Origin of the sequence: Bacteroides sp. Phil13 (assembly GCF_001940965.1) — a bacterium.
Classification (GTDB): Bacteria; Bacteroidota; Bacteroidia; order Bacteroidales; family Bacteroidaceae; genus Bacteroides; species Bacteroides intestinalis.
In genome coordinates this window covers 171375-183621 of the sequence record NZ_MSHA01000034.1, presented here as the reverse complement: position 1 = coordinate 183621, position 12247 = coordinate 171375, and the positions used below count along the sequence as shown (strand labels likewise).

Annotated in this window: 8 protein-coding genes; 5 read left to right on the top strand and 3 right to left on the bottom strand. The window is 45.6% G+C overall.

The features are described 5' to 3' along the window. Nucleotides 1–99: 99 nt before the first annotated feature. Nucleotides 100–1086: a helix-turn-helix transcriptional regulator gene (locus tag BWI44_RS06300; protein ID WP_195208256.1), complete on the top strand. Its 987-nt coding sequence runs from the start codon at nucleotides 100–102 to the stop codon at nucleotides 1084–1086. Nucleotides 1087–1405: 319 nt separating this feature from the next. On the opposite strand, the gene BWI44_RS06295 is transcribed toward BWI44_RS06300, so the two are convergent. Then, nucleotides 1406–3439: a site-specific DNA-methyltransferase gene (locus BWI44_RS06295; RefSeq protein WP_195208255.1), complete on the bottom strand. Its 2034-nt coding sequence runs from the start codon at nucleotides 3437–3439 to the stop codon at nucleotides 1406–1408. Between the two features lie 15 nt (nucleotides 3440–3454). Continuing rightward, nucleotides 3455–6307: a DEAD/DEAH box helicase family protein gene (locus tag BWI44_RS06290; protein ID WP_021968252.1), complete on the bottom strand. Its 2853-nt coding sequence runs from the start codon at nucleotides 6305–6307 to the stop codon at nucleotides 3455–3457. A 498-nt stretch (nucleotides 6308–6805) separates the two neighbouring features. On the opposite strand from BWI44_RS06290, the gene BWI44_RS06285 reads away from it, so the two are divergent. The 4 genes from BWI44_RS06285 to BWI44_RS06270 all read left to right on the top strand — a co-directional run bounded on the left by BWI44_RS06285 (nucleotide 6806) and on the right by BWI44_RS06270 (nucleotide 10860). After that, on the top strand, nucleotides 6806–7282 hold the full coding sequence (locus BWI44_RS06285; protein ID WP_044533916.1) for an HU family DNA-binding protein: 477 nt from the start codon (nucleotides 6806–6808) through the stop codon (nucleotides 7280–7282). A 202-nt stretch (nucleotides 7283–7484) separates the two neighbouring features. Next, a complete protein-coding gene (locus BWI44_RS06280; protein WP_007664426.1) occupies nucleotides 7485–7745 on the top strand; it encodes an OadG family protein in 261 nt (86 codons plus the stop codon). Between the two features lie 37 nt (nucleotides 7746–7782). Next, entirely contained in the window at nucleotides 7783–9618 is a 1836-nt protein-coding gene (locus BWI44_RS06275) for a biotin/lipoyl-containing protein (protein WP_195208254.1), read from the top strand. 6 nt (nucleotides 9619–9624) lie between these two features. Further along, nucleotides 9625–10860: a sodium ion-translocating decarboxylase subunit beta gene (locus BWI44_RS06270; RefSeq protein ID WP_007664424.1), complete on the top strand. Its 1236-nt coding sequence runs from the start codon at nucleotides 9625–9627 to the stop codon at nucleotides 10858–10860. A 111-nt stretch (nucleotides 10861–10971) separates the two neighbouring features. On the opposite strand, the gene BWI44_RS06265 is transcribed toward BWI44_RS06270, so the two are convergent. Further along, nucleotides 10972–12240 carry a TolC family protein gene (locus BWI44_RS06265; protein ID WP_082074204.1) on the bottom strand — a complete coding sequence of 423 codons (1269 nt, stop codon included), beginning with the start codon at nucleotides 12238–12240 and terminating at the stop codon, nucleotides 10972–10974. Nucleotides 12241–12247: the final 7 nt, after the last annotated feature.

The window sequence follows — 12247 nt, the reverse complement described above, 5'->3', positions numbered from 1 at the left end:
ACTTTGTGCCTTTTTTGTTTATTATGTAGAGAAAGCATTACCTTTGTGACACTAAGATTGATATGTGTTGATTATAAAAACTACGACAAAACATTGATTATGAAAAGCGGATATATGCTATTCTTTTTGTCCTTTCTTTTTCTTCTGGGGCTGACGGCTTGCACTGCCCCTGTCAGTAAAACCATGCTCGATTATGAACAATCCCTTGTCCGTGCCGACTCTTTAGTACAAGCCGGTGTCGCCGATAGTGCCCAAACCGCCCGTCTGCTTTCCGAACTGCATCGTGAATATAACAGGGTGAAGGAACTCTCCGACGGAAAGCGCGTCCGCCTGATGCCTGCCGATAAGCGGAAGCAATTCTTCTGGGGAGCATTTACTGCACTGATGATAGGTCTGAACGTATGGCTCTCCATAAGCAATATCAAGTTTTCGACCGACCGTAAGCATCGCCGTTACCTCATTGATTTGAGCGAGAATGAGCAACGTCTGAGCAACAATGAACTGGAAAAAAATGAATTGCAGGAGTGCCTGAGGGAAATGTCGTTGACGGATGAAGAACGGGAAGAAGTACATCGGTCATTGATGAACCTTATGGAGCATGGCAGTCACTTGTGCGATGAAAATGAGTCCCTTCGTACACGTCTTAAGGATTATGAAAATCGCCCCTTGCCCCGCGAACTGGAATTGTTGCGGAAGGAGGGGGAGCGTGCGCACGTGCTGGATGGCCAGGTACAGGCACTCACTTCTGTCTTGATAGACCGCGATGAGGTAGTGGGGCAACTGCGCAGTCATCCCAAGTTCCTCACGGACGAACAGTGGAGACACCTGCAAACACTCACGGACCGTGTGTACGAAGGGTTTACCACTCGCCTTGCCGGACGTTTCCCGAAACTTACGCCTGCCGACCTTCAGCTTTGCCTGCTCATCCGGTTGCGCTTTACCAACGCGCAGGTTGCTACGTTGACGGCCGTGTCGCCCGCTTCGGTATCTCAGCAGAAGTTCCGGTTGAAGAAGAGGCTGTTGCAGATGGACGAGGCGTTGTTTGCCAACGGTGAAACGGTGGATGCGGTGGTGGAAGGGTGCTGAATAACCGAAATATGGCAACAAAAAAAGGCTTCCAAATCTCTTGTTTTGATGGAGGTACCCTCAGTCGTTATATGAGGTGCCCTCTGTCGTTATGTGAGGTATCCTCTGTCGTTATGTGAGGCACCCTCTGTCGTTATCTTTGGATACCCCGTCGAGAAGTGTTTCTGACGGGGATTTTTGTACCTGAATGGTAATTTTCGCTTTGGGGGCGTTTTTTACAGGATTGCGATAAAACTTAACTTGTACCCAAGCAGAAACTATTGGCTTTAATTCCTAACAAAGTGATAACTCCTTTAAATCCTGTTATGATTAATACAGGTTATAATGTATATACTGTTTCGTCTCCGCAGATGTTACGGATTTTCATTCTCAAAGGCTTGTGGTCACAACGGATACGGGCATCCCAGAACTCATTGGTTTTTATGCCGTTTCGGATAGTGTAGCCCAGCTTGTCGATTTTTACCTCACTATTGCTGTGCCAGATAGCCTCCTTGTCGGCTGTAGAGCAGTCTAGGCTAATCCATTCGATGGTTTCGAGCCCTTCATCGCTGATGGTGATGGGGGAGTGTTTCTTTTCCTTACCCTTGCCGGAGTTCTTCAGATTGAACTGCGTGACTTGCTGCTCCCCTTTGAGGTTGATGGCTTCTATCTTCTTAAGTACACGGTCGCTGTGGAACTGTATGATTTCTACTTGCCATCCTTTGAACAGGTTGTCCTGTGTTTCCGCAAGTTGCCATTCGGCATAGTCTTCCACTACTACGTTGTCGAGCACCTGTTTCAGGTCGCGTAGTTCGATTTCAATGAGCGGGTTGCCTTGCTCTTTGATAAACTGCTCTATCTCTTTCCGATCGATGATGTCTATGTAATAGACGATTACGCGCTTTACGTCATCGGGCAAGTCGGGCATGGCTTCGCGGATGATACGGTTCATCAGTGGTTTGTCCAGCAGGCGGGTGCTGCTGTCCATCAGATTGGGCAGATAGACAGGCATCATGCCGCATTTGGTATCCATGATACTGCCTTCCCAGAATTTGTCCAAGGCATCTTCGTTGCGAAGGCCGATAATCAGACTTTTTAACTTTTCCATGGTTTGCACGGGGTTTCGGTAGAGTGAAACGCCGTCTTTTATTTCGAGGATGTCGAATTCGGCCTTTGCGGCCATGAGGCGGTCACGAACGGTTTGTATACTGTTGATGCCGATGTCACAATGAATGAACCGACGGTTCAGCTTGTGAGATACGGAGGCGGTTACTCCGCTGCCGCCAAAGAAGTCGGCAACTACCATGCCTTTGTCGCTGCTGGCCCGGATGATGCGTTCAAGAAGAGATTCTGGCTTCTGGGTAGGATAATCGACACGTTCATCGGCTTGGGAGTTGACTGCAAAAATATCTGTCCATAAGTCTTGTGCTGGTACCCCTTCCATTTCATCAAGATATTGCTTATATCTTGGAGTATCATTATTCGTATAATACAATCTGCCCTCTTTTTCAAATCTTTCCATAGTCGTTATTGGGCATCTCCAGTATCCGCTTTTCCCTTTCCAAGCGTAAGAATATCCGGAACCCTTTAATCCTTTTGCTGAAAGGTCACGATCTAAATATTTACGTCCATTTTCATCTTCTTTATTATAATATCTGTCAATATATTCTTGCGTATATGGTACGAGCGGAATGTCGAAGAATAAATCAAGGCTTTTAGAATAGTAGAATATTGAATCATGGAGATTGGCAAAACCTGTACTGTCGTTGTGTGCTGTAGATCTTTTCCATACGATTTCATTTCTGAAGTTATCTTCTCCGAAAACCTCATCCATCAACACCTTCACATAATGTCCTATATGCCAGTCCAGATGAACATAAATACTTGCCGTATCGCTCATCACACTCTTGATGGCCATCAGATTTTCGTACATCCAGTTCAAATAGCGTTCCTTGTCCCAAATGTCACCGTACATCTTCTCCTCAAAGGCTTTCAGCTCTTCCACATCCAGCTCTATTTCAGCCTGTCGCATTGCTTCCGCCACTTTGGGGTTCCTCCTTATATAAACCTTCTTCGCATAATCCGCCCCGCTGGCGAACGGGGGATCGATATATACCAAATCCACACTGATGCCTTTATCTTTTAAGTAAGCACAAGCAGAAACACACTCACCACGGATAATTAGGTTCCCGTCCGGGTTCTTACCTATCTTTTCCTGCAACTCTGTTTCGTAGAACGGCATGCCACGTTCTATGTGTTCTATCACTTTGTTATTGTCACGATAGCGCAGGATGCGTTTGGTGCGCACAAAGTTGTCGAGCAATGCTTGGCCTTCCAGTGTATTCGGGAAATAGGGTACATATTTAATAGCCATATCTTGAATGTATTTTTAGTTGTTAAAGAATTGATTGATTGCACGCAGGGTCCGTCTTTCCTGTTCCTCCCTGCTTAATGTGTCTTCCAGATAGAGGAAGCTGAAACGTGGGTAACCGAACTTTTCGTTGTTCTTCTTGATGAATTCGGTCTCGATAAAGTTGCGCTTATCTGCAAACTTGGCGGCAAACCCTTCACCTTTCGTCTCAATGATAATGATTTTATGAATCTGCTTGTCGGCATTTCGGCTGATGAGAAGGAAGTCGGGGACGTATTTTCCTATGTATCTCCATTCCTTGCCCGACTGTCTGTAGCAGTCAATCTTGAATTCGGTCATGGTGTCGTCACCGTTGAAGTATATTTCCAGCTCCTTATCTTTGATTATAGGCAGGACGGATTGCGAGAAATACTCCCTCTCCAGGGGGCTGTCGAAACGGTAGGGAAGGTAATGATAGGTCTTCTCACGTTCGGGGTGCGGGTCATGCGGGTGTAGCGATGAGGTATCCATTCCTTGTGCCTCCAATATTTTCATGGCAGCCTGCACTTCAGGGGCAAGTGGAGCGTCAGCAGGGCGATTGTCCCATTGGAGCACTTCTTTCACCTCTTTTTGTGAAGGGTAGAACCGGCTGTCATCGGTCACTTCAATCGGAGAAACTAATTTTTCTATTTGCAGCAGGTTGGCTTTGGCAGGCACAATCTCTTCATTGATGCGGAAATCCCGCTTGGGGACGAATGCTTGGCGTATCAAAGAGCGTATCTGCATGTGGTCAAAATGGTGATTGAAGGACAGGAGTTCTCCTTCTTTGACTGTAATCCGGCGAAAGATGCCGTTTAACTCTTTATCGTATTTTCTTAGTTCCGTAATGGAGAGTGTGCCGAAGCTTTCTTTGGCAATGAGCTGTAGCCAGTGATTGAAAGAAGCAATTTCATGGTTCGATTGTTTTTCTTCTTCATAGTGCCCTATGATGTGCCCTTCCATGTCTTGATGATGGATAATGGACAACTCGGCCTGTTGCAGTATGCCTTCGTCTGTCAGCCGTTCTGCGGTATGCGTGTCTTCGTCTATGATTAATGTCTGATACGAAACTTTTAACTGGAAGAAGTCGATGGGAGGCACCTGCATCCGCTCCATGCGCGAAAATCGTTCGATGGATTTGAAGGAATATGTTTTCTTGTCACTGAACTCCTGCAAAGTGATGTTCTGTTGTTGTTTCAACTGCTTGTTCAAGGTGTCGGCATTAAATTTGTTCAACCAGATCAGGGCAGTTTCCGCATGGTTTTTCTGCACTTGGCGCAGACAGCGGCAACTTGTTTGTAGCACCATATTCGTGGGGCATACTCCTTTTTGAGGAAGGATTACGCCGGTTAGGCTCTTACAGTCCCATCCCTCTTTGCCGATTTGTACCAGCAAAACTATTCTGATTTTGGAAAAGATAGTGTCAAGTGATGCGAACTCTGTTTCCGATCCTTCCGGCTGTGGATATTTAGAGTTTCCTCCATGATATTTCAGAATACTTGTCGCGGGGTCCAGTCCATAAGCGGCTGATATTTCGGCGGCGAGCGGATAAATCTGTTCTTCCAGCGTCTCTATCTGTCCGCAATAGATGGCGAGTTTGGCACGGGTGTTGTTCGGGTAAACGGTTTCCTTGTATTTTTCCAGAAACTCTTTTATTCCGTTGCGGACAATCATATCGGTCTCATTATCGGCATACTTCACCTCAGGTATTTTCAAAAAATTACCGATCCCCTCAATGAGAGGGTAGTAATACACCACGTTGGCCAGGTCTGTATTCTTGATGCTGAATGTTTCTCCCAAAACTACATTCTCCGCTTTTTCCAGATAGGGGGTACCCGAAAAGCCTAATACAGCATTGAACGAGTGGGCGCGCGTCCATTCGTTCACTACTTTGCGTAGTTTTATTTCGCCATCGGCGGCATGGTGCACTTCGTCTATATAGATGGCCAGATTTGGTAATTGTCCGATGATGTTCCGCAATTCATTAGCAAGTTTCACCTTATTATATTCTTCTTCCGTGAACAGCTTGCTATCTTCTTCCTGATCCACCCTGTCCAATATTACTTTTTCGGCGTTGGTAATGGCTACCAATCCCATCAAGTCCTCCAGTGGCTGGTGATTGTTTATCTTCTGCGCATTGGGGTTTTTGATGAGATTGCTCTTCTTGGCTGATTTCTGTTCGTTCAGTATCTCGAATTTGATTAATCGCTTGAGCTGTGAGGCGGTAGGTTCGGGTATTACCCATGACGGATCAAACTCTTTGATGTGCTTCAAGCTGGGGATAATGGATGATTTCAGCCCGGAAGGAGCAAATATCATGAAGTTATGTGCAAAGCAAGGGTTGCTTGGCTCATTCTGTGCAAAGTACAGATCAATATAGATGAATGCTGCCATCAGATAGGTTTTCCCGGCTCCCATGGGCAGGCTGAACAGATAATCCGTATAGGTTACGTCATAGAATATCTTTCTGAAAGCCTTTTCATAGTCTATCTCCGTGGCATGTTCTTTGATGAAGGTTTCCAATGCGGGAGCAAGCTGTCTTCCGTTCTTGTCCTTCTGCAAGGCATATTCCAACAAGGCAGCGGCGGCTTTGTTGGTTGTCAGCACATTGCGTGCCTCTACTGTGAGCGGCATTGTACTTAAGTCCATGCTATTGAATGTTCCATTAACGAACAGTTTCCACAAAGGTTGGTTTTTGCATGCTATCTTGAGAAACAGGTAGGTTTTTATGGCATCGAGCTGGGCATCGCGCATTCTTCCTTTTCGGTCGATATAGGATAGCAATTCGCGGATTGTGCAATCCGCGGAGCATAGCCATTCATCACGTTTTTGGGTTATCAGTCTATAGAACATATATTTAATTTATGGAGCAATCTTTTATTGATTAAGTATTAGGGTGCAAAGTAATGAAATTATGCGCAATTAAAAGAGGGAAAGAGAAGAAAAGTTCTTTTACCCGTATTGTAGAGATACTTTGTTTTCCTATTGTTCATTATCAGTTCTTTAGCTTCCTCCCTTGTAGAGATACTTATCGTTTGCTTCATTTTCCGTACTTGCTCCTGTTGTTGTATTGTAGAGATTCACTTTTTGTAATATATTGATTAATAGTGGATTGGTGAAATAAGTTGTAGAGGCTGTTTTCTTGCTTTTCCTTCTTGTGTATCCTAACTTTGCAACATCGAATTTGAGAAAAACGAAAGGTTTAATCGTTGAGGCCTCGCGATGAAATTCTTTCTTATTATCTCTTAATTATAAGGAGATGCGGCCTCGGTCAGTCCTTAACCTGATCGGTCAAAGCAATGATGACTGGTTCATTTGCAACTATATTTATATTTACTTAATACATTATTAATTATGTTTTACAAGAAAAATCAACAGAAAATCAATGGCTTGTGGTATCCTAAATCAATTACATGGGGTAAAGCCATTACAACCGATCAGGTTGCGGATCAATTGGCATATCTTTCTACCACTACCCGTGGTGATGCCTATGCTATCGTTAAAAACTTGGGAAAAGTGCTCTCCCTTTATATGGCACAGGGACGTACGGTGAAAATAGATGGGGTTGGCACTTTTTATTATACGGCTGCTGCTAATAAGAAGGGAGTACAAACTGCTAAAGAGGTCAGTGCCTCCCAGATAGTGGGCGTGCGCGTCCGTTTCATTCCCGAGGTTGAACGCGATGTGAATAGTAAGGTTGTTACTCGCAGCATGGTGGATAATAATATCTGTTGGGAAGAGTGGGGTAAAACCGCCACTTCCGGTGGCAACACCGATAGCGGAAATACCGGCGGTGACGGTGGTATCGAGGGTGATCCATTAGGTTAATCCTCCCGGCTCTGTAAGTTAGTATCTTTTGATATCCAGTGACTTGTGACAGATGGTTCCCGTGCAATCTTTTTGATAGGAGAGAGCACGGGAACTTTCGTTTTAGCATATTTTATCGTTCTTTTTCTATTTTAATTCATCAAAAATCCGTAATTTCGGACGATTTTTTGCAAAACAGACCGAATAACTAATAATTTATAATATGGAAAATCTCAACACAGCGCTTCTGCTGATGGTGGTAGGTATGACGACAGTGTTCGCTATCCTGCTGATTGTAATCTACTTAGGTAAAGGACTTATTCTTCTGGTAAACAAGTATGCCCCCGAAGAGGTGGTGCCGGATAAGAAAGGTGCGCAAGGTCCCGCAGCGATTCCCGGAAATATTTTGGCTGCTATCAGTGCTGCTGTAACGGTGGTGACACAAGGCAAGGGTAAAGTAGCCAAGGTCGAGAAAGTAAAATGATAATCTTTAATAAAAAACACACATCTATTTATTTAGTATGAAAAAAGAAATTAAGTTCAGCTTGGTGTTCAGGGACATGTGGCAGAGTGCCGGAAAATATGTGCCCCGCGTAGACCAGTTGGTAAAGGTTGCTCCAGCTATTGTTGAAATGGGCTGTTTTGCCCGCGTAGAAACCAATGGCGGAGGTTTTGAACAGGTAAATTTATTGTTTGGTGAAAATCCTAATAAAGCTGTACGTGCATGGACGAAACCGTTCCACGAAGCCGGTATACAAACTCACATGTTGGACCGCGCATTGAATGGCCTGCGCATGAGCCCCGTGCCTGCGGATGTACGTAGGCTGTTTTACAAAGTGAAGAAAGTACAGGGGACAGACATTACACGTACGTTCTGTGGACTGAACGATACCCGTAACATTATTCCTTCCATCACTTACGCTAAGGAAGCCGGAATGATTTCACAGTGTTCGCTCTGTATCACCCATTCGCCCATCCACACAGTAGAATACTATACGGATATGGCGTTAACACTCATCAAGGCAGGTGCTGATGAAATCTGTATCAAGGATATGGCAGGTATCGGACGTCCGGTATCATTGGGTAAGATCGTAGCAAATATCAAGGCTGCACACCCTGAAATCCCTATTCAGTATCATAGTCATGCAGGTCCCGGTTTTAATATGGCAAGCATCCTCGAAGTTTGTGAGGCTGGTTGCGATTATATCGACGTGGGCATGGAACCGTTGTCATGGGGTACGGGACATGCTGACTTGCTGAGCGTGCAGGCAATGCTGAAAGATGCAGGTTTCCAAGTTCCTGAGGTGAATATGGAAGCATATATGAAGGTGCGTGCATTGATTCAGGAATTTATGGACGATTTTCTTGGTCTGTACATCAGTCCGAAAAACCGCTTGATGAACTCCCTGCTGATCGGTCCGGGACTTCCGGGTGGTATGATGGGTAGCCTTATGGCCGACCTGGAGTCCAATCTGGAATCCATCAATAAATATAAGGCAAAACGTAACTTGCCGTTTATGACGCAGGATCAGTTGCTTATCAAGCTGTTTAACGAAGTAGCTTATGTATGGCCGCGTGTAGGTTATCCTCCGTTGGTAACTCCGTTCAGCCAGTACGTTAAGAATCTGGCGATGATGAACGTGATTGCCATGGAAAAAGGCAAGGAACGTTGGGGTATGATCGCTGATGATATCTGGGATATGCTGTTGGGCAAGGCAGGTAAACTGCCGGGTACGCTGGCTCCTGAACTCGTGGAGAAAGCGGAACGTGAAGGCCGTAAGTTCTTCACCGGAAATCCACAGGATAATTATCCGGATGCGCTCGACAAGTATCGCAAGATGATGAAAGAGAATAAATGGGATCTGGGAGAAGATGATGAAGAACTCTTCGAATATGCCATGCATCCGGCACAATACGAAGCATACAAGAGTGGCAAGGCGAAAGAAGACTTCCTGGCAGATGTGGAAAAACGGAAGGCGGAACTTAATAAGTCCCCGTTGGATGACGCTAAACCGAAGACACTAACCGTACAGGTGGATGGACAGGCTTATCGCGTAACGGTGGCTTATGGTGATATTGACTTACCGGCAGATGCTACAGCGAAAGTGGAAGCTCCCGTAGGCGAAGGTCAGGATGTGATCGCTCCGTTGGAAGGTAAGTTCTTCCTGACGAAGAATGCACAGGAAACTCCGGTGAAGGTGGGCGACAAGGTGAAGAAAGGTGACTTGCTTTGCTACATTGAAGCCATGAAGACATACAATGCCATCCGTGCCGACTTTGACGGAACAATTACGGCTATTTGTGCCACTCCGGGGGACACTGTTTCAGAAGATGATGTATTAATGAAGATAGGATAAACAGCGATGGAAGAAATATTTGCAAAACTCTATGATATGACGGCGTTCAGCAATATCATTGCTGACCCGTCGTTTCTGGTGATGTATGCCATTGCTTTCATTCTGCTGTACTTGGGTATCAAGAAGCACTACGAACCGTTGTTGCTGGTGCCCATCGCTTTTGGTGTACTTATCGCCAACTTTCCTGGTGGTGATATGGGGGTCATTCAGGCAGATGAAAACGGAATGGTAATGGTAAATGGGGTATTGAAGAACATCTGGGAAATGCCGTTGCATGAAATTGCACATGACTTGGGATTGATGAATTTCATCTACTATATGTTGATTAAGACAGGTTTCTTGCCGCCCATCATCTTTATGGGTGTGGGTGCTTTGACGGACTTCGGACCGATGCTTCGCAACCTGCGTCTCTCTATCTTTGGTGCTGCTGCACAGTTGGGCATCTTCACTGTGCTGCTATGTGCTGTTATGATAGGTTTCACTCCACAGGAGGCAGGTGCACTAGGCATTATCGGTGGTGCTGATGGTCCGACGGCTATCTTCACGACTATTAAGCTGGCTCCGCATCTGTTGGGTCCGATTGCTATTGCAGCCTATTCTTACATGGCGTTGGTGCCGGTGATTATTCCGTTGGTAGTGAAGCTGTTCTGCTCTAAGAAGGAATTGATGATCAATATGAAGGAACAGGAAAAGCTCTATCCTTCGAAGACGGAAATCAAGAATCTGCGTGTACTGAAAATCATTTTCCCGATAGCAGTAACTACAATTGTCGCTCTCTTTGTACCGACGGCAGTGCCTTTGATCGGTATGTTGATGTTCGGTAACCTGATTAAGGAAATCGGTGCGGACACCAGCCGTTTGTTTGATGCGGCTGCCAACAGCATTATGAATGCGGCAACTATTTTCTTAGGACTGAGTGTAGGCGCAACTATGACAAGCGAAGCATTTCTGAACTGGACAACCATTGGTATTGTTATTGGTGGTTTCCTTGCATTTGCGCTTTCTATTACGGGTGGTATCTTCTTTGTGAAGCTGTTCAACCTGTTCAGCAAGAAGAAGATAAATCCGTTGATCGGTGCAACGGGATTGAGTGCTGTGCCTATGGCAAGCCGTGTGTGCAATGAGATTGCTACGAAGTATGACCCGAAGAACCATGTGCTGAATTACTGTATGTCCAGTAATATCTCCGGTGTAATCGGTTCGGCTGTAGCGGCGGGTGTGCTGATTTCGTTCCTGGGATAAGGGGAATAGATACGAAGACGGCGCGGATTACGCGAATTACACGGATTCTTTTGTTGCAATTTGTTGCAATAAAGCTGATCTGCGTAATCCGTGTAATCCGCGCCTGATTTTTTATTCACTAATCACTTTTCTGTATTCTGCCACTGCCATTTTTTCTGCCAGATATGCATTAATCAGGTTCGTATGAGCCTGTGTCCACGACAATTGTGCGGACAAGACATCTGCCATACTGGATTTTCCTTCATTATAAGAGAAAGTCACAAGGTCCAGGTTCTCTTCGGCAAGAGCCATATTTTCCTTTGCAGTCTTTACTTGCTGCTCCGTTTCCGTCAGTTTCGTAGTGGCGGCGGAGAGCTCTTCAAGAATAGTATCAGTAATATAACTTTGTTGTAGCTTCTGGATGCCAATGAATGCTTTCTGTTGTCGGTTTGTCTTGAAACGGGCTCCCCAACGGAAGATGGGGATACTGACGTTTACTCCGGCTACAGGAGTATGGGGGATTTCCTGTCCCATATATGTGATACCTGTATCCCAACCTGTGGCAAGGAACATACTTACCTGGGGATTATACTTGCTGAGAGCGGCATGGCGTTGTGCTTCACTTCGGGCAATGTTTACTGTTGTACTGGCATAATCGGCACGGCGTGGAAGTACATCGTCAAGTCCAAGAATGTCGACGGGTTCACTGGCTATACTGATTTCACTTAGACTATCAACGGGAGTATTGGGTGCTGCTCCCATTAAAATGTTCAGTTGTTGCAGGGCAAGGGTATAATTCTGGCGGGCTTTGATATATTGCAATTCAGCTTCTTTCTGGCGGGTGGAAATCATCAGCAGGTCTGTACGGCTGATAGCGCCATCGTCGAAACGATCCTGAATAATATCGTGCTGCTTCTTTATGATATCCTGAAATGTAGCAGCAGCCTCAAGACTGGCATAAGCGGCTGAAGCATTCCAGTAAACGGCATCACTTTGATAATGAATTTGGTCGAGAGTAAGTTCGGTGGTGAGTTGGCTTAACTCTTCGTCTGCCTGTGCCATACGTTTCTGGGCTATCAGAGAACCACCGGTATAGAGGGGCTGTGCCAAAGTTGCGAGTGCCTGATAGGTGTAGGGGCGGTATTCACCCTTCGGACTGTTCCACTTATCCAGATGGTTGAGGTTGGCGGTACCTTCGGCAGTGATGTCTATTTGTGGCAGGAAGCCGGTATTTGCTATTTTTCGCGCTTCGGTGCTTGCCATGGTTTTCAGGCGCTGTTGTTTCAACACCTGGCTGTAGGCTTCTACTTTGTCACGATATGCTTCACGGCTGAGATACTGTTGGGCTCCGGCATTAATGCCGAAGCAACAGAGTAGTGTGATTATGAATATTTTCTTCATGATTACT

Bases quoted from the DNA above. Each gene is read 5' to 3' on its own strand.
- BWI44_RS06300 (WP_195208256.1), top strand. From the start codon at position 100: ATGAAAAGCGGATATATGCTATTCTTTTTGTCCTTTCTTTTTCTTCTG.
- BWI44_RS06295 (WP_195208255.1), bottom strand. From the start codon at position 3,439: ATGGCTATTAAATATGTACCCTATTTCCCGAATACACTGGAAGGCCAA.
- BWI44_RS06290 (WP_021968252.1), bottom strand. From the start codon at position 6,307: ATGTTCTATAGACTGATAACCCAAAAACGTGATGAATGGCTATGCTCC.
- BWI44_RS06280 (WP_007664426.1), top strand. From the start codon at position 7,485: ATGGAAAATCTCAACACAGCGCTTCTGCTGATGGTGGTAGGTATGACG.
- BWI44_RS06275 (WP_195208254.1), top strand. From the start codon at position 7,783: ATGAAAAAAGAAATTAAGTTCAGCTTGGTGTTCAGGGACATGTGGCAG.
- BWI44_RS06270 (WP_007664424.1), top strand. From the start codon at position 9,625: ATGGAAGAAATATTTGCAAAACTCTATGATATGACGGCGTTCAGCAAT.
- BWI44_RS06265 (WP_082074204.1), bottom strand. From the start codon at position 12,240: ATGAAGAAAATATTCATAATCACACTACTCTGTTGCTTCGGCATTAAT.